Below are 25,323 nucleotides of genomic sequence, written 5' to 3'. Positions count from 1 at the left end.
AATGTAAAAAGTGGAATTTGTGGAGCGGTACATTTTGGCAAAGGGGTTGTGCCGATTGAATGCAAAAATGCGTTTCCGACCGCAGGAAGGAAGTGCATTTTTGCCGCCCGGCTTTGCTATCAGGCGACTTTTAGAGGTTGAGTTTGAAAATTCTTCAGATTAAGAAAGAACCCCCTGTTTTCGGTCATTCCATAACGAAACATCGACCACAGCAATGAACAACCCATTTGAGCCAATGTTGCATTGATATACAAATCCTGTTTTTCGAGTGCTTCGGCTAAACTGCAACTTGGCGTATCATCCGATTGTTCGGACTGTTTCAGCAGTTCACCAAATTCATCCGTAACCATTGGCAGGCTTGCCACAGTTTCGTATTTCTCCGATTGTGGTTGTTTAATCTCTCTGATAGTAGATATTATCACTTGTCCTGTCTGTTGGCTGTTGCCAAAATCCAACCAATATTTTGGTTCATTACGGTTCATTCTATGTTTACTCATAGCTTTGAGCATTTCTGCAATATCAAACCGTGCCCGTACATTGTCCACACAAGTAATGTAAATCGTTGCCTCTGCGTTTTCGGGCAATCCACCGAAATTATTGCGTTCAAACTTTTGGGTTTCCGCTTTCCAATTTGTACCCATAAAACGATTAACTCGGTTTATCAAGGCTACAGATTTATACAGTCCTGTTTCACTTGGTGCAAATCGTTGTCTGCCCAAATTGGCTTCCGTGATAATATCATCATCCCACAAGCGTACCTGCAACCCTGCGTGTCCCAATTCCGTTAGGCTGTAGTTCATTTCCATTAAAGCGGTCAGTACCTTTGAGCCTGTACCACCTGCACCAATCAAATTGACTTCAATCGGATTTGTTGGACTTATCAAATAGTTGTCAGTAAAATGAACGGCTGTTTTTAATGTTTCCATTACAATAGATTTTTAAGGGTTTTATTATTCGGTTTCAATACTTCTTTTGGAAAGGGTTTATCTGTGTTTATAAGGTCTTTCCAAAGGGTTATGCAATTGCCTTTTATCGGATTATGATTACCTAACAAATGGCTGAAATAGGAATTGAAAAAGTAATACTCCCAAGCCTGTATAAATTCTTCCACCGAAGCGGATTTTTTAATATCAACGCTTACCGTTCCCATACAGACTTTGCCGTCTTCATAGATATTTAAATAAGGTGTATGATACAATTTTGTCTTTTCTGTTGGTCTTCTATCACTTGAAAGGGCAAACACGCTCAAACTGTTTTTACTCGCTTTCCAAAGCATTGGCGGTACTTGTGCTATTCCGTTGGGTATTTGCAGACTATCCACAAAATACATTTGCCTTTGCTGTGCTTTGGTGTACCAAATTACCGCACCTTTATCCGCATTGAGGTTGATGTGTAAAATGTTGGTCGGCAAAATTCCGTTTGATTTCAGAAAGGCTTTGTTTTTCTCCTGTTCGGTGTTCAATGCCTTTGCCAAAACATTCGCTTCCTTTACTGTCAAAGGGTGGGCGTTGATAGGATTGCCGTTTTTGTCCATATCAAAATGCTCTACATAAACATCGGTATTGCTTCCTTTGGTTTCATAGAATACCAAAGCGGATTTTGGGTGGTACAATGTGCCGAAGTCCTGTGTTATGTCGTTAATCGTTTCCATAATTTCCAATTTTAAAAGGTGTGTAAAATGTCGCTTAGGCTGTGCAGTAATGTAAACAGTCGGTTTTCAAAACAAAGGTTGTTAGCGGTTATATCCCTGCCGTCAAACTGTTTTTGGATAATCGGTTCTTCCATTTGTCCGTATTCCTGCATTTCGGTGTTGACTGATTCTATAAGGGTTTCATTTAGCCAACCTTTGTGGTCAGCATAGAATGAAATATACTTTTCCATTCCAATGATGTTTTCCATATTTTCTTCCGTTGTTTCTCCATTGGGTTTGGCATTGCGGAATACATTTTCATTCGGATAGTTCTGATAAAGGTCAAAGGCTTCTTTTGCTACGGTCAAACACTCGTTGTCAAAATCGTCTTTTGCTTTAAAACTGTTGATACGCTGTTCAAATACGGTTAGATTGATGCGGTTGTAAATCCGCTGTTCCATATAATCCCCAATGTATTCCGCTTGTTTGATTTCGACAAGATAAACGGCTGTTTGCTCGGTTTGGTCATCCATTTCAACCCAATCATTCATCATTTCATACATCCAATACAGATAGCTTGCTTCCTGTCTGTAGTATGGAATGTCGGCTATGTGGTACAGATAAGCACAAACGGACAATAGCAAATGGGCGTTACCTTTTCGTTTGCGATTGTGCAACATTCGGTACAGCGAAGCAACAGGAATGTAAAACAATGTTGAACCTGTATTGTAGCGTTCCTCACTTACAAAATAAGTTTTGTTACTATCCTGTAACAAACGTATTTCTTCCCAATCCAAAACCTTTTGTTTCAATTTTGCTTCCATGTCCGACATTGCCAAAGCCATATTGTAGGGATATGGAAATTGTTTAGTCTGCATTGGTTCAATTTGGTAATGCTCGGCAAGTTTGGAAAGGGACTGAAAAAAATCCCTTTCCGTTTTATCCGATTTCCTGCAAGCCTGTACAGTTTTCGTTTCTTTCAGTTTAGGCAGAAACGTACACTTTAGAAAACCATTGGCAACATCACTGTGGGTACTGATTTGCGTTTGTCTTTCCGTACTTCGTTTGCGTCCTTTGGCTTTTGCATCCAATTGGCGAACTCGTTCAATTGGCGGTGCAATTGCCGTTGTCGTTGCTGTTCGGGTATTGTGATAGTTCCCGATATGATATGTTTGTGCATAGTTCATCGTTTTAAATATTTGATTTAACCTTTCGTTCCCATTACGCTCTCAAATTTGTACTCTACGGCATCATCTTTTATCTGTGGTGCAGATGCTTTTGCCGTTGTAAGTATCGGGTACATATTGGCGTAAAAATTCATTACGGCTTCCACGCTCCAACGTGGTTCGGGGTCGGTCAGTCTGATGTCCTGTCCTTTATCTTTGAGTATAAAAACTCGTTCTAATTGCGTTGCTAATAACATAATGCTCGTTTTTAATCGTTAATACTCTGTTTCTTCTTCGTCCGTTTCATCTATGGGATAATCGGCTGTAACTTCGTCCGTTTTTGGCGGTTCGGGTTGCGGTTCTTCCGCTTCTCCGAAAAGGCTTGGTGTAGCGAATTTTGCAGACAATGCCGTTTTGCGTTTTCGTATCTCGTCCGCTTTTTCGGGAAACTCGGTTATATCGGGAACTTTCATCCACGCTTCACGAAATTTACCCTCTTTTTCAAGTTGGTCAGCCTTTGCCATCCCGTCTTTAAACTTCTTGTCTTTAGCTTCTTTTTCTTTTTTAGCTTTCTCCGTCTTTTCTTTCTCCATTGCCGATTGCTGTTTGACAATTTCCATTTGTTTTAGAAATTTCTCCATATCCACCATTACACCCGAAACGGTTTTGATAGGTGCTTTTATCTGCTCAAAAAATCCCTCGTCAAACTCTTGGGGAGTGGCGTTAAAAGTTAATGGGGGAATAAGGTTTTTGGCATTATCTCCACATTGTTCGTTATTGAGCAGTACTGATACGATAAGGTTGGTTTCTGCTCCTTTTGAAATGTTCAGTTGCAATACTCCTGTAAAGTCTAACTGTTGTATCTGATTGAAAAAATTGGTATTCATCGTTCTGAAATTTTAATTGTTATCTATTCGTTTTTTGATTGCTATCAGTTTCTCGTGTATGTCCGTCCAATAGTTTTTTTGTCTTTTATCGAAGTCGGAAAAACTTTTGTCATCGTGACTATATCCTGTATTGCGTTTGGCTACTTTGATAGCTTCCCTTAGGTCGGTTACTTCAATTTCGCAACCGTGTAAATCTGTTATTTTCATTACTGCTCTAATTCTTATTTAGTGATTTCCGCTATCTGGTCAATCCTGCCGTAAACAATGGTTTTAAGGCTTGTTTTGTCGGGTGCGTTGTATTCTGCCCAATTGCCGTACTGCTTTACCACATAGGTTTTTAATACATCTTCAAACCCAAACCGATAACCCTGCAAGGGAACGGCTCTTTTGAAAAAAGCATTTCGGTTTACGGCTTCTGCTAGCCAGTTCTTTTCGGCTCGGTTCATCTTTTCGCCCTTGTTGAGTTTTTCCCTTAACAGATAGACCTTTGCATTTTGCAGGGTTTTCAGTTCGGGTACATCGTGGCGAACAAACTTTGTGGCTATTATTTTTGTTTCCATTGTATCTGCATTTAAGGTTGATGAATGGCGATTTTTCGCTCCAATAGGGTTTCTAAAATCTCGTATTCACTTTCGTATTCATCATCCTCAAAATGATAGGTGTCCGTTTCTTCATCGAACTCGTATTGCTCAAATTCTTCTTCGTCCAAATAAATATCTGTGAGTAGCTTGTCAGAGAAAATCGCCCTGCCACATACACCGTTACTTAATTCCTCATAGTCCTGTGTGAAATTCACGTTATAGTGTTCTGCTATCGCTTGTACTACCTCAATATTGGGCGACCATTTTGTTTCATACTGAAATATGCCTGTAACATCATCGTCTTGGTAGATGTCGAAGAAATAGCCACCGTCACTGTTCTCTACGAAGTCGGGCAGTTGTCCGCAATTTTCTTCCTGTTGTTTTTCAGCCATTGATTTGAATAGCTGTTGTATCTGTTCGATTGCTTCGGGTTCTCCCTCGAAAACAACCGTATTACTGCACCAATTTGCCATAATCGTTTATTGTTTAAGGGTTATGAATGTGATTTTTCAGCGGTGTAAATGCCATTTACATAGTAGCCGAATGACTGCTCCCAAAGGCGTATTAAACCGTCTGTGTCTATGTAGAAATACTCCGTCCGATTGCAGTAGATAATATGTACTGTTTCGTCCTTATGCTTCTTTTCAAGGCTCTTGCCTTTAGCCAATTCTTTTGCTTCCTCTATGGTTTTTGCTTTCATATCCTGCTGTTTTGTATCGTTATCAATCTTCACTATATCCACAATGGCACATTCGGGACAACCCTCTACGGTTGTTATCTGCTGTATAGCTCCCTGTTTTCCACTTAATGAAAATACTCTTAGCATTGTTGTACCCGTGTCGTGATTCAGCGTTGCTTCATATATCTCTATTGTCATAATTGTAGTTTATAGTAGGCTACCACCGATTAAGGCGGTAGCCTATGGTTATTTAATTAAGGTTTAGGATTTCCGCACCGTCCAAAGCAAACGAGGTACACAGTTCAAATGCTTTCTGTGATTTCAGTTGGGCAGTACCACCCAATACAATACTCTGTAGTTTGGCTTCGTCATTTTTGTAATTTCTGACGTTCTGAAAGTATCCTGTAACGGCATTGTACGCTCCGAACAATGTGCCCTTTGTCGTGTCCATTTGTTGGGTATCGCTCATCATCGCATAGCTGAAAGCATCATCAACCACATTTTTGAATACGGTGGAAACTTCATCTTCCGCACCTTTTTTGAGTAGTTCAAGCGTTTCCTTGTTTGGGCAAAGTGCCAATTGGATTAACTTTCTTACTTCTCGGTCTGTAACCTTTAACTTTGTCCACTCATTGAATATGCCCTCTAATTGTGTGCTCAATGTGTTAGCCAATCCCATAATCTTGTGGGCGTTCTCGATACGTTGTTTGACTCCCGAAGTGTGCTTGATACGGACTACATTGGTCATACTGCGTAATGAGGCATTCAGCGTATTTTGGCATACAATCCTAATGGGAGTAAAAGCGGCTGTGATACTGCCCGAACCATCGTGCGAAGTGGTTAGAAAAATATACTTTTCCGTTACATCATCGCCATTGCCTACACGGATATAGTCGGGCAATTTGGCTGTGATAAAAATGCGTTCTCCGTTACCCAATGCTCCTGCGGTTTCGTATAAAATACCCTCGCCACCACCTACAATGGCATCAAAGAAATTAAAGGCTTCTCTATTTTGTACAATGTGGTAATCCTTACCGACTACGCCCAATACTGCATTGTTATCGGTGCGTATGTTGGCGAAATAGTTAGGTACTTCCAATTCGCTACTGCCTATCTCTATGCCGTTAGCGGTTTCGATAATGCTCGAACCTTTGGTAAACAATGGGGATTTTACCACCTCATAATCTAACCCTGCGTATTTGATAGCTTCTTCGCTCGTTGGGTATTGTTCCACGATTTGCCCCAATCCGTGCCACGCTTTTTGCTGTACTGAAAAGAAACTGTGCTTTCCTGTTCTCTCGTTGAAATGAATGTTATGTGCCATTTTGATAAAATTTTGATGTTAAAAAATGATTGAATACTCTTTGTTAAAATGGTAGGTCGTCCTCTGTACCTTGTGCTGTAACCTTGTTGTTTTCCGCTTGTGCAGTAGCCTGTACAGTTTCGGTTCTTTTACCACCTCCGTGCAATTTGATGTTTGAGGTATGGAAATTCAGCCCTGCTCTTGGCTCTCCGTCATTGCCTGTCCACGCTCTTGTACTTACCCTGCCTGTGAGTTCTACCAAAGTGCCCTTTGTGAGTAATGTGGCTACTTTTGCAGAAATCCAATAAGAGCAGTCGAAATAGGTCGTTTGCTCTATGCGTTCGCCCTGCTTGTTTTTGTAGCTGTCGTTGGTCGCTACTGAAAAGTTTACTACTTGTTTGTCCTGTGACGTTGTGCGTACTTCCGCATCTCTTGTCAGTCTTCCGATGATGTTCATAATCGTTCCTGTTTTAAAAATTTTACATTTTGTTACGTTCGCTTTTCTCGTTTCCTGCTCCCTGTTGTGGTTTGCTCCGCTTCGCATAATTTTTTCCAAAAGAAAAACCGGAAAAAAGAAAGCAGACTATCAAGGCGGTCAAGAGGAAAAGCCAAAAGGAAACGGAATAATTGGAGGGTACCTTTAGGGAGGAAACCGTTTATGCCGTAGTCTTTTGGCTGGGATTGAGCGTGGGTGACCGCCGTACTTTGGCTGCCTTTTTACCGGTTGATTATGGAAATATTCTTGTAATAAATTTTTGGGATAAATGACAAGGCAATGGATGCCTGTGATAGAGATTTGAAAAATATAAAGGGAGGGAAATAGTAGAGCTGTGTTTTTCAATTTTCTATTTAAGAAGTAGTTATAAGCTCTTTTACTGCGAAGGGATGTGAAAGGCGTAAATGTGCTTGGAGTACAAAAAGTAAGGGCATAAAAAAAGCAGGATCGTTAAATCCTGCTCATTTTTCTGTTTACAAACAATAATAGTCTATCCTAAGTTTTCATTCCAATAATAACTATCGGGGTAAATCCTTTGCCCGAAAATAGCCGAACCTACTCGTACAATGGTTGCACCCTCTGAAATGGCGGTTTCCATATCGCCACTCATTCCCATTGATAGCTCCTGCATTTCTACATTAGGAATGTTTAAGGCAATAATCTGCTGTTGAATATCTTTGAGCAACCGAAAACATTTACGCACCTTTTCTGTTTCTGCACTAAACAGCCCTATAGTCATCAAACCTTTTATTTTCAAGGTATCAAACTTTGCTACCTGTTTTATTAATTCGATGGCATTATCAGGGTTTGTTCCAAATTTGCTTTCTTCAAACGAAGTATTTACCTGTATCAATACTTCTATGGTTTTGTTTTCAAACTGTAAGCGTTGATGCAGTTTTTCTGCCAAATCCAAACGGTCAAGTGACTGAATACAGGTCACATTGTGTCTCAATAGGTCTTTGATTTTGTTGGTCTGCAAATGCCCTATAAAATGGTTGGTGTGCGGAATTTCTTTCAACGCTTCGTATTTTTCTTTTAGTTCCTGCACTTTGTTTTCGGCTATTAATGTATGTCCTGTCTGTAATGCCATTTTGATACGCTCCGCAGGTACGGTTTTAGTAGCCAGAAGTAATTTTACTTCATTGGGATTTCTGTTGCTTTCCTTACAAGCGTTGTTTATCCGTTCTTGTATAAGGGCAATGTTCTGTAAAATTTCTTCGTTCATACTTCTGTACTTTTTTCTCTTGCTTCCAATTCTTTTATCAGTATCGATTTTACCAATGTAAACGTATGGTCTTTGGCTTCGGCAAATGAGATATTGTATTTACGTTCTATGCTCTGCAATTCCGTTGGAAATTGGGATAACAGTTTGTTGTAATACTCGTCTAAAACCTGTTGAGTAGGCATTTCAAAATTTATCCGTAACTGAAACCGTCTTAACAAGGCTGTATCAATAATTTCGGGGTGGTTGGTCGCACACAGCAACAATGCTTTTTCGGGATAGTAATCTATGAGCTGTATTAAGGTGTTTACCAATCTTCGCATTTCGCCTACATCTTTATCATCGTTGCCCCTCGCTTTCCCAATTTGGTCAAATTCATCTAAAAACAAAACGGCTTTTTCCCTGCCCGCTTTGTCAAATACCTGTTTGATGTTCTGCGATGTTTCGCCGATGCGAGAACAGACTATATTGCTCAAATTGAGTATAAGAATGTTTTTACCCAATGCGTTTGCAATGGCTTTGGCAGTCATTGTTTTGCCACAACCTGAACTGCCGTGAAGCAATATTTTGTTATTTACAGGCAATTCGTATTGGCTTAATTCTTCAATATATTTATGTTCCTTAATAAGCTGTTCAAATTGCTGTTTGTTAGCTTCATCAAGGAATATATCGTTTAATGACACCTGTTCTTTGTCGTTTATGATAAGGTCAAATACGTTCATCAAAATTATATGATTAGTTGAGGTCGGGGATGGATTTGAACCATCGTGAAAGGTATTGCGTACCCTTGTCTAACCACTCGACCACCCGACCAATTTTTATAAAAAGGCGAACCGATTTAGTCCGCCTTGTTCGTTACTTCCACCAATAGTAATAATTGTGATTGCCGTCGTATTCAAATCCACAACGTGGGTATAATTTGTTTCCGATGTCGTTTGTTTTTTCGGTTTCAAGCATCAATCCGCAGGCTCCTGTTTCTTCGCACCATTGCTTTGCTCGGTCTATCAACGCTACCGAAAGCCCTTTGCCTCTGTAATCGGGATGAACAAACAAATCGCTCAATAACCATTGCTTTGCCAATTTGATGTAATGATACAGCTTGTACAACTGTACAAAACCAACTGCTTTGCCGTCTGCGTACACGACAAAAATGTTTGATTGGTCGTTGTCTAATCGTTCTTTAATGAACTGTTTGCATTTTTCGTAATCGTCTGCCTGACGGTAAAAAATACGGTAAAGGTTAAATAATTCTGCGGTTGTGTCTAAATCGTTTAGACCTACTTTTTTGATGTTGAACTCCATTGCTTTTAATTATTTTAAATGAGATAGCAAAGTTAATTTCCAATAGGACTATCTTTGTAGTCCAATTTATAGATAAAAGGTAGTCCAGAATGTTGCCATACGAACACATCATTATTATAAATAAAGAAAGTAAAATTCCTGTTTACAGGCAGATTGCAATATCCATCATCAATGCTATCAGAAACGGTACTTTGAAAGCTGGAACGCATTTGCCAAGTAGTCGTGAATTGGCTAAAACGCTGGGTGTACACCGCAAGACCGTAATTGCAGGTTATGAGGAACTGGACGCACAAGATTGGATTATGATTGTTCCAAGAAAGCACGTTGCCGTTTCGGAGCATATCCCTTTGCTGAAACCTCAAAAGTGGAGTGAGCATAACATACTGACACCATACGAAAATGATTTGGATATACCTTTCAGGATTATAGAAGAAAATACCCTTGGAAAAAATCTTATTTCTTATCCCGATATTATTATTGATGACGGACACCCTGACGTAAGACTATCACCAATAGATGATTTACTGAAAACATACCGCTCGCTTACTTCAAAAAAGTATGCCATTAAAAACGCAAACATCGGAACAACACAGGGAACACTGAAACTTCGGGAAGAGCTGGTTAATTACCTGTCGGTAACAAGGGGGCTCAACATTTCGGTTGATAATATCCTGATTACGCATGGGGCACAAATGAGCATTTATTTATCTGCACAACTTCTTTTAAGACATTCGTCCAATATCATCGTGGGCAAGCCTAATTATCCTGTTGCCAATAAAACCTTTGAAGAAACCGAAGCGAAAATCATTGAGGTAAATGTAGATGAAAAGGGAATTGATACAGATGCTATTGAAAGGATATGCAAACGGAAAAAAATTGATGCAGTGTATGTAATCCCGCATCATCATTACCCGACTACCGTAACGTTGAGCGTGGAAAGACGGATAAAATTATTGGAACTTTCCAAACAGTTTTTGTTTGCCATTATAGAGGACGATTACGACTATGATTATCATTATACATCTTCGCCTTACCTGCCTTTGGCGAGTAGCAACCATAACGGAAACGTAATTTATATCGGTTCTTTTTCCAAGATATTAGACCCTGCTTTGCGTATGGGCTTTATGGTGGCTCCTAAAAATTTCATCGAACAATGTACAGCTTTCAGAAAAATAATAGATGTAGGTGGCGATGGTTATATGCAGAGTGCTTTGGCTACATTGATAAAAGAGGACGAACTCAAAAGGCATCTGAAGAAATCAAAAAAATGTTATCACGAACGCAGGGATTTTTTAGATGTGTTGCTGAAAGAAAAATTGGGCAAATACGTTTCTTATACGTTGCCAACAGGTGGAATGGCTATTTGGGTAAAGCTAAACCCCAAATTTTCTATTGCCCGACTGGTTGCCAATACGCAGTTTAAAATTATTCGTTGGGATTTGGAACAAAACGCATTTCGGTTTGGCTTCGCTTCAATGAACGAAGCGGAATTGATACAGGCTGTTGATGCTTTGAAAAGTTCATTAGAAGCTGGCTCAAAGCACAGTCAGTGATGATCAATATAATTAAAGCAGAACCGTTAAGTTCTGCTTCAATCTGACAAGTAATGAATACAATAATTCTTAAACCACAATTTCTTCGGTATCGTAAAATTCAAGTGTACCTTCATTCAATAATTCTATGTCTTCACTTTCCATTTGGATAAGAAACGCATCTTCCATAGCCTTAAATTTCGGGGCAACCAAATCCATGTCCTTGCTGATTTTCTGGCTGGTAATCTTAGCATAAATCTGTGTAGTGGAAATGTTTTTATGCCCCATCATTTTGCTAAGGCTTTCAAGAGGTACGCCCTCGGTCAAAAACATTGTGGCAAATGTGTGACGAGCGGTGTGGAATGTAACTTTCTGTTCGGTAACAATGCCCGCTTCCTCAATAATTTTACCTATATGCGTATTGCAAGTAGCATTGGATGGCATTGGGAATACAAAATCATTTCTTGTAACTCCACGATATTTCTCAATGATACGTTTAGGGATTTCCAAAAGGCGGACGTTGGAAGCCACATCTGATTTTTTCCTCCTGCTGATTATCCATTGATGTCCGTCAAAGAAAGACTGAATATTGCTCCATTTCAGTTTTTTAATGTCAATGTAAGAAAGCCCTGTAAAACAACTGAAAATAAAAAGGTCTTTTACAAGTTCATATCGGGGCTTGGACGGTTTCAGGAGCATTAGAGTTTCTACGTCCTCTTTTAACAGGTAGCTGCGGTCGGTTTCCTCCATACTGATTTCGTAATCCTCAAAAGGATTATCCCGTATCAAGCCTTTCTTGATTGCCAATTCTGCTAAAGCGATAACTGGCATTGTGTAAACCCAAACCGTATTATGGGTACATTCCTTCTCAATGCGGAGAAAGAAATCAAACTCCCGGATAAAATCAGAAGTAAGCTCCCGGAAAGCCATATCGCCCCTATGGTAACGCTCCCTTATAAATTCACTAAGGTGGTTGTAAACCGTGTTATACTTGCTGTAAGTGCTTTGGGAGCGTTTTCCCTTAGCAACAATTTTTTTAAATTCCTCATTTTGGTCGTTGAAAACCTTTAGTACAGCATCGTCCATTACGCCTACACCGAGAAATTTAATCTTTACTTTCTGTGCAGTGGCAAAGCCCTCGTGTTTGAGCATATCTTCATATATCTTGTCGATACGCCCACGTATGTTGTCTAATTTTTGGTTAATGCTTAATGCTTTGGTACTCTTGCCCTCAACTCTTCCGAATTTTAAATCCCAAGTATTGGGGTCAATTTCTAACTTTGTACCCATTGTTTTGGGTATTCCGTCAATGGTAATACGTGCCATAATCGGTACGTTACCATTCTTTTTCGGCTCGTTCTTTTTCAGGTAGAAAAGGAGTTTGTACGTGGATTTTTTTGTCTGCTCCATAACTCAAATCTTTAATGTTTAAAATTAAATTACATTGAGTTACAAGGGAATATAAAAAGGGGTGCAAAACACTGAAATATAACCTGTTAAGTTATTTCATTACCTATGTAAATCGGTAACGATTTGGTAACCTAACCTTGTCAATTTAAGCCTAAAATCATACAGACACGGACCTCCAATCTAAGACTACTGTTTTATAAAGCATTGTATAGCAACGGTTTTAATCGTTTTGCTTATTTTTGCTTTTATCTAATCTTTTTTATAAAAAGGATTCAAAAAATCGTTGCTGCGGATATTTGAAATAATGCGACCTTTTGTGTTAAAAAGGGGATTGTCCTTTTATTCTATGATGATAATTGTGATAAAAACACCTTGTTTTTGTTAGGTGTGCCTTGTTCTTTTCTTTGGTGTTTGTTGTGCTTAGGCTGGGCAGTGGCTGTTCCTTTGTTGGGTCGGGCTTAGGTCAACGTTAGGTCGTTCTTGGGTGATTGTTAGGTATTCGTTAGGTGATTATTAGGTCATCCTTGGGTCGTTGTTGGGTGGAGCGACGTACCAATACCGGGAGATGCATATTGCACCTCCCGGAGGTAAGATACTTTTAGTTAGTTCGGTGTATCCGAATCGCCTCCAGTACCTCGTTTTCCAGATAATAATCCTTTCCGTTCAACCGGTAAGTAGGAAAGACCCTACACTTTTTGAGCTGAAAGAACTTGGTATCCCCTATCTTCAGGATACCTTTCAGGTCCGTGTTATCCAACAATTGGTTTTTGAGCGACTCGGGAGCCCAGTCTAGCAGCGCATTTGACAGTTTTTCAAATCGCTCGTCCAACTTCTCCAGAAGTTCGATTACTCTTTCCTGCAGTTGCAGCATTTTTTGAGCATACTTTTCCATTTTTTCTTGTTTTACGCTCCATGCTATAATCAGGGAACACCCATTCCGATTGGTCAGATAGGCCGTTACAGCTGGGGGCAGTTGTTTAACCATTAAACCCCGTACAGTTTAATTTACAGTTATACCGCCGTTTGCAATTCCAGGGCTGCTATCTGGTCGTGCAACAGCTGAAAATACAGATTCCTTTGCCGCTCCGCTCCCATACCCAGCGCCAATGACTTATTGACCGCCGCATCAAACCATTTCGCACCCTCCTCGACAAATTCAGACTGTCCAGTGTGCATGCTATTGATGATCTGTAACTTTAACGTCAGCGACGAATCGCTGCCATTGTCGAGCATCATATAGGGTAACCGGTTCAGGCTTTCGTTCTTAAAGAACTCAAATTTGACATCGGTATCCTTTTCGCCGCTCTCTACAAGCGTCCGAAAGCCATATAACAATTCTTTCAGCTGGCCCAGCAATATTCCTACCGTCCCTCTGTCGTCGAAACAGTTTAAATCGTATTTGCCACCGATGCTGAAAAGCAGCATTTCCAAAATATGGTCGTCCCAGATTTCTACCGACTGAATCCGGTTATATGCCCGGTCGATACGTTCAAATACGGGAAGGAGGTTCTGTGCCCTGAAGAGATCCAGATAGTCCTCAAAGGACATATTCACCATCTTCATATCGTACGCATAGGAATAGAGCTTAAACGCTGTCAGTTCGGGAAAACGCATGTAATAAAAAATGGGGATATCATCTGCTACGAAATATATCTTACTTTCCGGTACAGCCGCAGCATTCTCTAACATTCCGGCCAGTCCCTGGATATACCGCAGGTAATTCCCCATACTCGGATAGTCGAGCCGGATATACCTAAACCCGACATCGTCGTCCGGATCCAGGAACAATTCATGTCTGGAAATGGAGAATTTTTCTACGAGCCGCTGTAGTTCGTAATAGCGTATCGGTGTAGAACCGTTGGTCCGTTTGCGTACATTTGATATTTCGACGCCAAGAATATCAGCAACGGCCTGATGGAAATCCAGTTTGTTATCAAACCGTTCCTCTATAATCTTAAAAAGTGTTTCCTGATCTATCATAATTAGCAGGCGTTTAGTTATACAGTTGGTTAAAACGACCTAAAGTTAAAACTTTTATCCCGGCTTCGCAAACCGCAGGTAAAATTTGACTATCTGCACGCGAAAACTGCATTATTGAACGAATTTTACTTCCTTTACCCTTCCCGTCCTTTCCCTTTAGGTGATTCTCGCTCCGAAACTACGCGAGCATCTCTTTTGATAATCGCATTCCGCGCCCAAATTGATCAATCCATACACAATTTAGTAAAACGCGCCTAGAAAGGGCTTTCCCATGTGTACTCGCGCATAAAAATCGATTATATATTCTTATGCTCCGTGCCGTACTTAGCAGGATAAAATCTAATACAGCAAGATGATGGAGATGAAACAATTTGATAGTATGGAAGAAGTACTGGGAATCGCCCCAACCCGTTACTTCGCAGAGGCCTTTCGCCATTACCATGTACGCCTGGATGAACTTATAAAAAACGGGGACAGCCTATCGGGCAACATACATGTTTGCTATGATGGGCCTGCACGCCCCAGGAACGAGGACGTCCATCTGGGCAGTCTGGAGTACACGGCGCTGTTGATGCGCCTAGGCGGCCATGCACTCAACCGTTTAGGTATGATAGGCCCATGTGACATTGCCCGTGGCTTCGCTTCATCGTTAGACGTGAAAGTTAGCCACAGTCTGGGAACGGGTCAATTCCCATTTCGCTGCCGGCTGCTGGAAAGCCGTAATAGCCTAAACTGTGTGCAGGGCACTTGCAGTACGATCGAGGTTGATATCGGTGGTAACCGGAGCAAGATAAAAATCGATCACCGCGGCGGGCGGCGCTACCTCATTTTGCCCGAAGTCAAAAAGATGCATGATACCGATGGTAGCATGCAGCTCTACGGTACGGGCTACCGTGCGCGCGACCTCCACATCGCGGATGTTGGTATCAATGTTATCCAAAAGGTTGCACGCGCCCGGTTCGAATATGAACCGCTGTCTGCAGAGGAAAGCTACCAGGGCATCGGAACCGCCCGGCACATGTTGCTTCCTACAGAGGGTATCCAGCTATTTGGGCAGCTTATGCAGGCGTTACTTTACCAACTGGACAGCACCGACCGGGAGATCTGTCCCAATATATGGTTGCGCAGTATGAACCTCCGCTGCCGCCGTCCGCTATTCGGGACAAGTGGTTCCGCTTTTGTCCAGTTCGACCGAATCCAGCGCATTCTATCCGGTGGGCATACCTGGCAGATCATCGACCTTTCTGGAGAAGTAGGAAACTACCAGGGTAAGTTTCGTGTGGCACACCAAATAATATAGGTATGAAAAGAATTGTTATCAGCGGCACCTATTGTACCGGTAAAACGACACTCAGCCTCGCCCTTTCATTGGCTACCGGTATTCCGGTTACACATGCGCTTACCATGCGCGAGATCCTGCCCCGGCTCTTTCCGGGCAAGACCCTCCGCTCCTGTAGTTATGCCGAGCTATTGTGCTTGGGCATGAAACGTTTCGAGGAACGCATACGTAGCGAAGCAACTTTTTCCAAAGGTTTTATATCCGATGGCTGTACCCTGCAAGAGTGGCTTTACGGCAGTACCCGGCTTGTCACCGGCGCCTATCCCGATGAATACCCCTGGCAACAGAAAATCAAACATCTGCTTTGTTGGCGCGCATACCGTACCTTTCAGAAACAATTTGTGTGCTTTGAAGGTCTGGCCAAAGCATACGCCGGCTCGCATTACGATATTTTCTTCCATCTACCGGTCGAATTCCCCTTTGTAGCCGATGGACACCGGCCGACGTCTGATCGCTTCCGTGAAGTGTCGGAGTTACGGCTTATCCGTACATATGACGAGATGGGGCTATCTCCGGTCATGGTACGGGGCGATCTGAAAACACGTCTAAGCACCATTATGGAACATCTTCAGCTAACACCTATCATGCCTTTCGATGAAGCTATCCGAGGGGCGGAAAGATTGCGGAAAGAAAAGTTCGACAGTGTCTTGCTGGAATATCGACAACATCCTAAAATAGAAACCGTACAGTAGTTTATATAAATACCTCCACGGGTTAGGAACACGACCTGTGGGGTATTGTTTAACGAACGATGCGAAAAAGCTTTTTTCTACAGACCACGCAGCTATTCGGTAAGCCTTTACCGGACGAGCAAGCTGCGGGTTTATTTCCATCGTTGCGCTTTCATGAAGGCAAGACCGTGTACAAGAGAAAAGGATCCAAAAGCTACATTGACCAGGAATTTAAAGGACGCCTAGGCTACCTACAGCAATTCGATCTTGTATTGGATGAATCCGTAAACCTCCCCATCAAGGTAAAACAACCCGATCTGTACATCGTCTATCTTGTGCAAGCAAGTAACAATATCCAATTTACGGACGAGCAACACCTACCGATTGCCTCTTTGAACAAACGAAGGGCGCTATACATCTACCTCCCTAAAGGGCGTTACCATCTTCAGCTACCGCGGGGCAACTATCACTTATTCGTATGTTATTTTGATGTAGGCATTTTTGACGATGGCGCAGATACTGATTTTGACTTTCTTCACCCCTTATTGGAAGCGCACCGGCAGCAATCGTCCAATCCCATGGCGAGCCGGGACTTCATGGTTGGCCCGGTTACGGAAATTTACATCCGATCCTTGTGCAAGAAACTGAAAAAGGCCGATGTGGACAGTCAGATCACTATCATTGCTCAGCTAAAAGAACTGATCAAGCTTTCGAAGCGGAAAATTGACAGGGAACTGGGCATTGTAACGGAAAACGCGGATCTAGTCGAGACCGCCAAAACTGTAATTGAGTTGGGGGTGGAAGAAAATGGCATGCGCTATGACCTGTCTTCATTAACGGATATATTGCCTCTCGGAGAAACCAATTTGACGTTGCTGTTCAAAAAACAATTCGGTGTGACGCCTACACAATATAAAAAACAGCTCCTTGTTGAAAAGGCGAAACTGCTCTTGCTTTCCGGCTTGACCGTCATGAGCGTAGCCGACCAATTGGGCTTTGCGCATGAACGTAGTCTTTACAGACTGTTCAAACGGTTTACCGGGCAAAGCCCGAAGGGATATATGTCAACAACGTTATAGAATCTTAGTCAATCTTTATTCTCGTTGATTATATTGACCATGTTTTTATTGAATCCAAGCAAGTCTTTTCCCACTATCGAAAAAAACTCCATGTCGGCCAGTTCGATGGCTGTTAAGGCTTTTTGCAGTACCTCCGCTCCTGCATCAGTCAGTTTGATAACTTTTGCCCGGGTATCGGTTTTGTGCTCTTCCCTGCTGATAAACTTTTTCTCTTCCAATGTACGCAACACTTTGGACACCATCATCCTATCCGCATTTCCTTGATTAGCAATATCTACCTGTGTCACCTTGTCGTTTTCGCGGGAAAGCCAGCCCAAAGCTGCCAACAAGGCAAATTGGGTTTGTGTGAGATTTAGTGGATCCAACACCTTTTTCTGCTTTCGCTGCCATAGCAGCGTTACCTGCCCCAGCAGGTAACCTGGACTATCTTCCGGACTTTTGAATTTAAATTCAATTTTTGCTGTCGTTGCCATGACACACCGTTTATTTCGATTCTAAAAATGTCAATTTATATCCATCCAGATCGTTAACGTGGAAAGCCCTGCCGAAAGGCGTTTCTATAATAGACCCCACTTCAGCTACGCCATTTTCTATAAGTTTCTGCGTCAATTCGTCCACATTATCGTTGACAGCAAACCATAGCGCTACGCCTATACCTAGTTCTTTTCCTTCAATGGGCTCAAGCGGTGTGCGGATGGCAAAACTGGCCTGCCCCCCATTGTAGGTAAAAACACAGGCTTGGGGATTTGTATTTGCTATTTCAAAGCCTAATTTTTCTGTGTAAAAAGCTTTGGAAGCTTCCAAATCTTTTACTTGTAGCGATGCGAATGTAAGTTGTTTCATCTTATATTTTATTTTGTTGCCACAAATATAATATACACGACAACAATAAACAAGTTCTACGTTCATTTTAGTAAACGGTCTGTATGTTTTACGAAAACGGTCAGTCACATCAGCTTTTCCATGAGCTAACTTTGAACTGTCGGCTTTATTACCGGCGTGTTAAAGAAATAGTAGCCATGAAAAAGCAAAAGATTATTCTACGGATTATAACTGGTCTACTCCTCGCGATGTGGATACCCGCAACGATGGACAAACTTGTACACTTCGGTGAGTTCAGTAATGGAATGCTTAAACAACCCTTCCCTGATTCACTAGGTCGGGCTTTGGTATACCTTCTTCCGGCAATGGAAATCTTAACCGTGCTATTGCTTGTGATTCAACAATTTGCCCGTTCGGGATTCTTACTCTCCGCTGCTCTGATGGCGGTCTTCAGCAACTACGTAGGCATGACTTTGCTTCTTGGTCAACATGATCTACCCTGTATATGTGGGTCGCTGATACCAAAGTTAGGATGGTTCTGGCATTTTTGGTTCAATCTTTTGTTTCTGGCATTGAGCATCTTGGGCTATTACGTAGAACGAAACTACAGACGAAGCGTCGGTTCGGTAGAACCGGCGTCGAGGGCGGGTCGGCCAAAAGACAATATTTTAAAATCATTTTTTAACAGTTTAAATCTAAAACAATGAAAAAATTCATTTTTAAACACATTATGCCTGTTTTGGCATTGGCATTAATTAGCGGAAGTTATGTATTGATGTCATTCGGTGCCGCCCATACGCAACAAGATGAACTGCATTGGTTCGAGAAAGACAACGACGGAGTTTATCAAGACATGGGCATTAGCGACGCGCCACCAAATTCCTGTGACGGTTTTGCCGGAAACGTCTGCGCAAAGGGCTTTAGTCTGGAAAACCCTATCCCAGATCCTGAAGACATCACGGATTCAACGCCTTCAGAGGACACTCGTCGTAGACCTTAACAGGCAATCTTAACAACTTCAGCAATACCGTACAAAAACTGTACGGTATTGTGTTATCTAACCGTAACCTGTAGCGGAAACGGCATAGTCCATCTCGAATCGTCCGGCGGCAAGAGGTATTCCCTGTCGTTTATGTTTCTTTTCAAGGTATAATCATATCCTTCCAGATTAAACCGTCTTAAATCAGACCAGCGCAGCCCCCTGAATAACAATTCCTTCCTTCTCTCACGGAGCACAATATCAAGCAACATGTCTTGATCGCGCTCTGCAATAGGTACAAATTCCGCACCTTCTCGCCACCTATATTGCAACAGAAAGTTCAGGTCCGCTAACGTTTCATCGATTTTCCCCTCCCGAGCATAGCATTCCGCCCTGATCAGATACATCTCATCCGTAGCCAGTCCAGAGAAATTCATCGTTGGCCGGTGGTTGTAGCTACCTTTAAACCGGAAGGTGCCGTCCCCTTTGTTTTCAAAGAACACGATCTTGCGCAGGTCATCATCGGCATAACTATCGTAGAGGTTCGTATCGATGGAATGGTACATATAACTTGTTGGAAAATTCTGGCTCATATCACTCAGCATCGCAGCATAAAAGATAATTTCCTTCTCATTAACCGGGTGCTGGATCCCTTGAAATAAATAAGGATCGGTGGCATCGAGACTATTGTAGTCCAGTAACCCCGATCGGATGGCCAAACAAGAGTCCGCATATTTACCCGCCAGTTCATACTCCCGCATCGTAAGATACACCCTTGCCAGCATCCCATATCCGGCCTGTTTGGAAGGTCTTGTTTTATATGTATCCTCCGTCGGCAATATTTGCGTTGCGATATGAAAATCCTCCAAAATACGGTTATAGGTCTCGCCTACAGACGCTAAATAAGGGTGATTGTTCATATCCGCTCCATCTCTCAGTGGAATTCCAGCACCATCATTTGCTCCGGTCTTATCAAATGGCGGACAAAAAACCTGGGCTAAACTATAATACATATGAGCTCGATGGAATAGCGCTTGCGCGCGTATATATTGAAACCGCTCGCTGCTCCTGTTTTCTACACTCATGGCAGTCAAACCATCCAAAACGGCATTGCAAGCTAATATAGCCCGGTAAGGATAATCCCAGTCCAGCACAACGCCTCCTTCGTAAGGTTGATCTTCCCACGTATAATAATTCTGCTTTTCCACGGGCAAATTCGATATAAAGTCACTATCAGACAGATAGAAATTGTCTGCACGCGACTCGCCCAGCTGCGGCGTCAAGCCTTGTCCATCGCCACCGTTCATGACAGCATCACGATCCATAAGCGCTTGGAAATGATCAAATGAATACGGAATGATCATCGCTTTATTCGGCTTTTCATTCAAAAAATCCGTTTTACTACATCCGAATAGTATTCCGAAAAACGTGCAGACTACCGTAAAACTAAAATATATCCTGTTCATAGCATCTGATTTAAAAAATTAGGGATGTACCGAATGACACATGCGTTCCGATACGCGGTACGTGATTATAGTATGGATCTATGCCGCTCTTATTCGCTTTCCAGATCACGCCTATATTGGACATGTATAGAAAGAAACGTGCGGACTTGGGGAGGAAAGGCTTCTTTTGACCTGTCGTTAAGGTATACGATAAATTTACATCTTCGAGCCGTATGTGATCTCCCTTTTCTACTAAAATCTCCGATAGCCGGTAGAAATCGTCCCGATTGGTCGGATTTGGGAACACCATCGATGGTACCGAGGTATTGCGTTCGTCACCGGGCTGCCTCCAGCGGTCTGCTATATCCCGATGCCCAGTAAAGCTGTTGAACGCACCACCGTAATTGGCTGACTGCCGTCTGAAAAAATAACCAAACTTATAACTGATATTGAAGGAAAGGGAAATTTTTTTAAACGTCAATGTATTCATGAGAGCTCCATGCACCTGCGGTTGAGCCGTACCAAAAAAGATGAGATAATCCAGTGGTGTATTTGTATACAATTCATTGTACGCCTTGCTCTCCTCCCCGTTAAGTATCCCTATAGGATCGCCTGTCTCCGCGTCCAAGCCAGTCCATGCCAGTGCATAAACGGAGAAAGGTGGTTTACCTATCATAGGATTGCTGAATGAAATCGGCAGATACGCACTAGAGGATTTGCTTGGCGGCATCAGGTACCTCGTTACTTCACTTTTATTCAAACTCAGGATATAGGATGTCTGCCAGCGGATTGCCTTATCTACGTTCAATGTCTTCAGGTTGATATCCCAACCATAGCCCTCCATGTTGGCTACATTCATGTACATGCTCGTGACCCCGTAAGTGGGATCAATAGGCGCCTGTGCCAATAGGTTATAAGCGTTTTTACGGTAATGTTCAATTGTTCCGGTAAATCGGCTGTTAAATAAAGAAAACTCTACAGCGGCATTAAACTGTTTGATCTTTTCCCATGAAAGATCCTTATTTGACGGACTTCCCAGCCCGGCGATAGGTAAGTTGTGTGTAAAGCCACTATTACCCATTGTAATCACCGCTAATGCATTCGCCATCCTAGAGATATTCCCATTTACGCCGTAACTTGCGCGGACTTTTACATACGGCATCCAAGGTATTTTGTAAAAATTCTCTTGACTTAAGTCCCAAGCTGCGCCCAACGACCATAATGGTGTACCTTTCATGTTGCTGCTCACGCCAAACAGATTCGCTTCATCTTTCCGAAAACTCCCGGACACCGTATATCTACGGTTATACGTATAGGCAGCATTGGAGAAGTAGGATAGGAAATTATCACGAAGTTCCGTATTCGAATGCAGGATAGAGAACCTGTTTCTTGTCCCTGTCGAATTGCGATAGTTGAGGTTAACCACATCTACCCGTGTATCGAACCGGCCGTTTTCCTCATTATAGCCGTACAGATTGTTGGTCATGCCGGTAGACAGCAGCGCTTTCACTTCAAACCCGCCGATAGCACTGATACCGTGCTTACCGATATCCACATTATACGACACTGTGGCCCTTCCCTGATGTGATTGGACGTTTCCGTTTTGGGCGCTCATGATCCCGCCCTTTGGAATGGGATAGGTCTGCACACCCGTTGTCCTATTAATCTGCGTGTAATCGTTGATCAAATTCCTTGCGAAAAAGGAATCTTCTTTATAAAGCAGGTTATTTGTGGTGACCTGGTTTTGGAATTGATAGTTTGCCGCGATATCCAATCCGGGCACAACAGCATATCGGATACTTGGAGACACTGTATAATCCCTTACTTGATTGCTCTGCACTTGCCGGTCTATCTCCTGCACCGGAAAATATCGCCAGTCCATCAGCCTACCCTCGCCTATGGTATCCAAAAACGCCTGTCTGTACAACATGTAAACCGGCAGGTGCGATGCGTCGTCATCTACTAATCGGCTGTATGGAGAGAAACTCACGCCGGACACTGCTGCCGTATTATACCCGTTGTTATTGCCTTTGTGATCACTGATCTGAACGAAGTTGACCACAGCATCGATATCGATCTTCTTGCCAATTTTAAAGGAATTAGATGTACGCAATGACACACGGCTGAACTGCTCGCCCACTAGATTAGAGCGGTTACGGTCAAATCCAGCGGAAACATAATAGGAGTTCCAGTCACTTTTACCACTCACGTTGAAGCTGTTTTGATTATTAGCGGAACGTCTATAAAAATAGTGTTCAATTTCACCCAAGACGTTATTTTGGGACAACGCTTCCAGTTTACTATTGAGATCGGGTTCATTCCTTATCATCAGTTCCACCGCTTCGGGAATAGCCGTCCTCCTGTTGGTGAGATTCGTCGGATTGATAAAACTGTTATAACGGCCATTTTCGAATAAAAAGCGTTCTAGTTCTATCCTATCTGCGGCATTTATCCTGTTGAGGTTATTCAGATCCGGTCTCCCTACAGTCGTTAGATTACTCGTTAATTCTACCCGGGGCCTTGCCGTGCTCCCTTTTTTTGTTGTAATAACGATTACGCCGTTACCTGCACGTGCACCCCAAATGGATGCCGCTGCTGCATCTTTCAGGATACTTACACTTTCCACATCATTCGGGTTAATATTCTCCAGATCGCCATCGTAGGGAAAATTGTCCAAGACGATGAGCGGACTTGCCTCTGCAGTAATCGTATAACGCCCGCGTACAAGAAGCGGGTCGGTGTTTGCCGCATCACCTCGGTTCATGAGCAGACCGGGTGTTAAGTTTTCCAAGCGGGAAAGAATATCGGTAGAAACGCTGCGTTCCAGCAATTCTCTATCGATGTGTTCGAAACTACCCGTTGACCGCTCTTTCGGTATCCGTTGGTACCCTGTGTTAATAACCACTTCTTGCAGTACCCTGTCCTCGGTTTCCATCATAATCCGGAACGGACCGAAAGACTGTCTATTGAAACGCTGAAATACCGATTGGAGACCAATACGATGAATTTCGATTACACCGCTATCCACCGGCAGCTGTAAGGAAAAATATCCAGCGTCGTCGATCTGCGTCTGCCTCCCAGATTCATGGTGCGTAACGGTTATACCGGTCAGCAGACTATCCACACCTTTGGCGGTTACGCTCCCTTCGACCCGTATCGTACCCGGCATTTCCTGTGCATAAATCCTCTGCGTAACGATAAGTGTCTGGGTTAAGCAAAGGATAGATAGCAGGACTACTTTAAAATCTTTCAAGTTCATATATGTGTTACTTTTATTGGTTGTTGATTATTTATAGCTATTACTTTGGCGGTACACGGCCATCGACTTCGGATAAGGTGTAAATTAACACCCGTCTATATTCCTTTTTTAAACCGAGACCGTATTTGCCTAAGAGCTTTTCCAACTGATCCACATCCTTTTGCAATTGCTCAAATTGCCCTGACGCTAATCTCCCCTCGAACGTCGTTTCCGCACGATATATCGGTAGATCAGGATGCCACACATGGTTATAGTTCAATCGGCTCACGAAACTGGGGAACGCTACCGATCGGACTGCGGTATTATTTGGGGCAACATTATTGGATTTTACCGTATCACGATTAGGTTTTGGCAGATCGAAAATAATGTAACACTCGCGTTCTACCCACTGGCTGTCCAGCTTCAATCCAAAGCTTGTATTCAGTTCCGTTAAGGTGCGTCTCTTTACGTTCACCATATCGGCCTTGAGCGGTACTTTCAACTGCAGGCAAAACAGCCCCTCCAAACTTTGGCGTTCTACATCATAGACATACTTTGCAACGGAATGGGCCATAACGTCAATTCGGTTGAAAGGAACACCCAGCATTTCTTGGTATAAGGATACGATGGACGTATTGATATAATTCAGGATAACGCTGTTTTCGGTCTTTCGCCGAGAGGTCGAACCGGGAAGCCCGTCAATAGCGGCAGTGAGGATAGAAGAGTGTAGCACATCTGCTTTTTTACGGTCTGCATAGATGGCCAAGTCCGCGTATGGTGAGTAGTCCAAAATGTCGTCCTTCCGTTTGAACTTCTCCGCATCACCTCGCAAACCGTGCACAATACTTTCCTCCACATTTTTGCTAGCCGCCGATGCCGCAAAAAACCTATTGTCGCGAATCCATATCTGGTGCGGTACGACGTTAAATGGAAAGTATGCTTTAAATGCTGTATTTTCTACCACACTTTGTAGTTGCCATGAACGGGATCGCATTGCCTCTAGTACCTTATCACTTACTTCATCTGATATCGGCAGTATCAGCACATCTTCGGCGTATTTATCGGCTAAACTGTCTAAGCATTGCAATGACTGAATACAGGGCACACACCAAGTTGCCCAGAAATCCAGAATAATCAGTTTCTTATCTCGGTAATCGTTTAAGGTAATCGTGTCCTTTCCATTGGGATGGTTGACGACCTGTAAAGGCAGGTTCCAGAGCTGTTCGGGTATGGTATCCCCTATTTCCAATGCTTTAATCTCATTTTGCCCTTCGGCAGCCCCCCGGTTCTCGGGAGACTGCGCTTGGGCAACAACTAGATCAAACAACATGAAACAAAGTAGTCCGTAAAGAAGGACTACTTTGTTCTTCGTTGCCTTAAAAAACAAACTCTTCAACGAAAAACATAAGAATCCCAGATGAAGGATTCTTATATTCTCTACCGCTCGATAGAATAAGCGTAAAAATTTTATTAATAGGATTAAGAACGTCTCCTTATACATAGACGTTTGCTTTTCCCATAAGGTTGCATCAATACTTTTATGATTATTGTTATTGTTCATA

Annotated in this window: 28 protein-coding genes and 1 tRNA gene; 6 read left to right on the top strand and 23 right to left on the bottom strand. The window is 42.5% G+C overall.

Features of this window, described 5'->3' with window-relative positions:
- Positions 1–119 precede the first annotated feature (119 nt).
- From EWE74_RS19790 to EWE74_RS19725, 15 genes are all read right to left on the bottom strand, one after another.
- Positions 120–926, bottom strand: a complete 807-nt coding sequence (locus EWE74_RS19790; RefSeq protein WP_130143396.1) for a PRTRC system ThiF family protein — start codon at positions 924–926, stop codon at positions 120–122.
- On the bottom strand, positions 926–1,651 hold the full coding sequence (locus EWE74_RS19785) for a PRTRC system protein B (protein WP_206365312.1): 726 nt from the start codon (positions 1,649–1,651) through the stop codon (positions 926–928). Before EWE74_RS19785 ends, EWE74_RS19790 begins: the two co-directional genes overlap by 1 nt.
- Before the next feature lie 11 nt (positions 1,652–1,662).
- Complete coding sequence (locus EWE74_RS19780; protein ID WP_130143395.1) at positions 1,663–2,817, bottom strand: hypothetical protein; 1,155 nt, start codon at positions 2,815–2,817, stop codon at positions 1,663–1,665.
- 17 nt (positions 2,818–2,834) lie between these two features.
- Positions 2,835–3,053 (bottom strand): PRTRC system protein C, encoded by a 219-nt coding sequence (locus EWE74_RS19775; RefSeq protein ID WP_002978317.1) that lies wholly within the window; start codon positions 3,051–3,053, stop codon positions 2,835–2,837.
- Positions 3,054–3,071: 18 nt separating this feature from the next.
- The gene (locus tag EWE74_RS19770; RefSeq protein ID WP_130143394.1) at positions 3,072–3,683 is read right to left on the bottom strand and encodes a PRTRC system protein E; all 612 of its coding nucleotides are present in this window, start codon (positions 3,681–3,683) and stop codon (positions 3,072–3,074) included.
- Between the two features lie 12 nt (positions 3,684–3,695).
- A complete protein-coding gene (locus EWE74_RS19765) occupies positions 3,696–3,890 on the bottom strand; it encodes a hypothetical protein (RefSeq protein WP_130143393.1) in 195 nt (64 codons plus the stop codon).
- Positions 3,891–3,904: 14 nt separating this feature from the next.
- On the bottom strand, positions 3,905–4,243 hold the full coding sequence (locus tag EWE74_RS19760; protein WP_130143392.1) for a molybdenum ABC transporter ATP-binding protein: 339 nt from the start codon (positions 4,241–4,243) through the stop codon (positions 3,905–3,907).
- Positions 4,244–4,254: 11 nt separating this feature from the next.
- Positions 4,255–4,737 carry a DUF1281 family ferredoxin-like fold protein gene (locus tag EWE74_RS19755; protein WP_130143391.1) on the bottom strand — a complete coding sequence of 161 codons (483 nt, stop codon included), beginning with the start codon at positions 4,735–4,737 and terminating at the stop codon, positions 4,255–4,257.
- A gap of 20 nt (positions 4,738–4,757) precedes the next feature.
- A complete protein-coding gene (locus EWE74_RS21365; protein ID WP_239018728.1) occupies positions 4,758–5,141 on the bottom strand; it encodes a hypothetical protein in 384 nt (127 codons plus the stop codon).
- A 52-nt stretch (positions 5,142–5,193) separates the two neighbouring features.
- A complete protein-coding gene (locus EWE74_RS19745; protein WP_130143390.1) occupies positions 5,194–6,267 on the bottom strand; it encodes a DUF932 domain-containing protein in 1,074 nt (357 codons plus the stop codon).
- Between the two features lie 43 nt (positions 6,268–6,310).
- The gene (locus tag EWE74_RS19740) at positions 6,311–6,703 is read right to left on the bottom strand and encodes a single-stranded DNA-binding protein (RefSeq protein WP_130143389.1); all 393 of its coding nucleotides are present in this window, start codon (positions 6,701–6,703) and stop codon (positions 6,311–6,313) included.
- Between the two features lie 529 nt (positions 6,704–7,232).
- Positions 7,233–7,967, bottom strand: coding sequence for a YggS family pyridoxal phosphate-dependent enzyme (locus tag EWE74_RS19735; protein WP_130143388.1), 735 nt, complete (start codon positions 7,965–7,967; stop codon positions 7,233–7,235).
- Complete coding sequence (locus tag EWE74_RS19730) at positions 7,964–8,686, bottom strand: AAA family ATPase (protein WP_130143387.1); 723 nt, start codon at positions 8,684–8,686, stop codon at positions 7,964–7,966. Before EWE74_RS19730 ends, EWE74_RS19735 begins: the two co-directional genes overlap by 4 nt.
- A 20-nt stretch (positions 8,687–8,706) precedes the next feature.
- Positions 8,707–8,777, bottom strand: a tRNA-Cys gene (locus tag EWE74_RS21145).
- Positions 8,778–8,819: 42 nt separating this feature from the next.
- Positions 8,820–9,266, bottom strand: a complete 447-nt coding sequence (locus EWE74_RS19725; protein WP_130143386.1) for a GNAT family N-acetyltransferase — start codon at positions 9,264–9,266, stop codon at positions 8,820–8,822.
- An 89-nt stretch (positions 9,267–9,355) separates the two neighbouring features.
- On the opposite strand from EWE74_RS19725, the gene pdxR reads away from it, so the two are divergent.
- Positions 9,356–10,819 (top strand): MocR-like pyridoxine biosynthesis transcription factor PdxR, encoded by a 1,464-nt coding sequence (gene pdxR, locus EWE74_RS19720; RefSeq protein WP_130143385.1) that lies wholly within the window; start codon positions 9,356–9,358, stop codon positions 10,817–10,819.
- A 69-nt stretch (positions 10,820–10,888) separates the two neighbouring features.
- Here pdxR and EWE74_RS19715 read toward each other — a convergent pair whose 3' ends face one another.
- The 3 genes from EWE74_RS19715 to EWE74_RS19705 form a co-directional block, all read right to left on the bottom strand.
- Positions 10,889–12,208, bottom strand: a complete 1,320-nt coding sequence (locus tag EWE74_RS19715; RefSeq protein ID WP_239018727.1) for a site-specific integrase — start codon at positions 12,206–12,208, stop codon at positions 10,889–10,891.
- Between the two features lie 598 nt (positions 12,209–12,806).
- Positions 12,807–13,193, bottom strand: a complete 387-nt coding sequence (locus EWE74_RS19710) for a hypothetical protein (protein WP_130143384.1) — start codon at positions 13,191–13,193, stop codon at positions 12,807–12,809.
- A 26-nt stretch (positions 13,194–13,219) separates the two neighbouring features.
- Entirely contained in the window at positions 13,220–14,188 is a 969-nt protein-coding gene (locus EWE74_RS19705; RefSeq protein WP_130143383.1) for a hypothetical protein, read from the bottom strand.
- Between the two features lie 352 nt (positions 14,189–14,540).
- On the opposite strand from EWE74_RS19705, the gene EWE74_RS19700 reads away from it, so the two are divergent.
- From EWE74_RS19700 to EWE74_RS19690, 3 genes are read left to right on the top strand one after another with little or no spacing between them, the layout of a single operon-like run.
- Complete coding sequence (locus EWE74_RS19700) at positions 14,541–15,488, top strand: AvrD family protein (protein ID WP_130143382.1); 948 nt, start codon at positions 14,541–14,543, stop codon at positions 15,486–15,488.
- Between the two features lie 2 nt (positions 15,489–15,490).
- Positions 15,491–16,219 (top strand): ATP/GTP-binding protein, encoded by a 729-nt coding sequence (locus tag EWE74_RS19695; RefSeq protein WP_130143381.1) that lies wholly within the window; start codon positions 15,491–15,493, stop codon positions 16,217–16,219.
- Positions 16,220–16,278: 59 nt separating this feature from the next.
- Positions 16,279–17,277 carry an AraC family transcriptional regulator gene (locus EWE74_RS19690; RefSeq protein ID WP_130143380.1) on the top strand — a complete coding sequence of 333 codons (999 nt, stop codon included), beginning with the start codon at positions 16,279–16,281 and terminating at the stop codon, positions 17,275–17,277.
- A gap of 8 nt (positions 17,278–17,285) precedes the next feature.
- Here the strand turns inward: EWE74_RS19690 and EWE74_RS19685 are convergent, their stop codons facing one another.
- The gene (locus EWE74_RS19685; protein WP_130143379.1) at positions 17,286–17,750 is read right to left on the bottom strand and encodes a MarR family winged helix-turn-helix transcriptional regulator; all 465 of its coding nucleotides are present in this window, start codon (positions 17,748–17,750) and stop codon (positions 17,286–17,288) included.
- Positions 17,751–17,760: 10 nt separating this feature from the next.
- Complete coding sequence (locus EWE74_RS19680) at positions 17,761–18,120, bottom strand: VOC family protein (protein ID WP_130143378.1); 360 nt, start codon at positions 18,118–18,120, stop codon at positions 17,761–17,763.
- A gap of 176 nt (positions 18,121–18,296) precedes the next feature.
- Here EWE74_RS19680 and EWE74_RS19675 point away from each other — a divergent pair, with 176 nt between their 5' ends.
- A complete protein-coding gene (locus EWE74_RS19675; protein WP_206365311.1) occupies positions 18,297–18,806 on the top strand; it encodes a MauE/DoxX family redox-associated membrane protein in 510 nt (169 codons plus the stop codon).
- Positions 18,803–19,099, top strand: a complete 297-nt coding sequence (locus EWE74_RS19670; protein WP_130143377.1) for a hypothetical protein — start codon at positions 18,803–18,805, stop codon at positions 19,097–19,099. Before EWE74_RS19675 ends, EWE74_RS19670 begins: the two co-directional genes overlap by 4 nt.
- Before the next feature lie 53 nt (positions 19,100–19,152).
- On the opposite strand, the gene EWE74_RS19665 is transcribed toward EWE74_RS19670, so the two are convergent.
- The 3 genes from EWE74_RS19665 to EWE74_RS19655 are packed head-to-tail and all read right to left on the bottom strand — an operon-like array spanning position 19,153 to position 25,322.
- Positions 19,153–20,544 carry a RagB/SusD family nutrient uptake outer membrane protein gene (locus EWE74_RS19665; RefSeq protein WP_130143376.1) on the bottom strand — a complete coding sequence of 464 codons (1,392 nt, stop codon included), beginning with the start codon at positions 20,542–20,544 and terminating at the stop codon, positions 19,153–19,155.
- 10 nt (positions 20,545–20,554) lie between these two features.
- On the bottom strand, positions 20,555–23,782 hold the full coding sequence (locus EWE74_RS19660) for a SusC/RagA family TonB-linked outer membrane protein (protein WP_130143375.1): 3,228 nt from the start codon (positions 23,780–23,782) through the stop codon (positions 20,555–20,557).
- A 40-nt stretch (positions 23,783–23,822) separates the two neighbouring features.
- Complete coding sequence (locus EWE74_RS19655; RefSeq protein ID WP_130143374.1) at positions 23,823–25,322, bottom strand: TlpA family protein disulfide reductase; 1,500 nt, start codon at positions 25,320–25,322, stop codon at positions 23,823–23,825.
- Position 25,323: the final 1 nt, after the last annotated feature.

It is taken from the genome of Sphingobacterium corticibacterium (assembly GCF_004208525.1).
In the GTDB taxonomy this organism is placed as follows: Bacteria; Bacteroidota; Bacteroidia; order Sphingobacteriales; family Sphingobacteriaceae; genus Sphingobacterium; species Sphingobacterium corticibacterium.
Note: the sequence above shows the minus strand (reverse complement) of the source record. Positions and strands in the feature narration are given on the sequence as shown.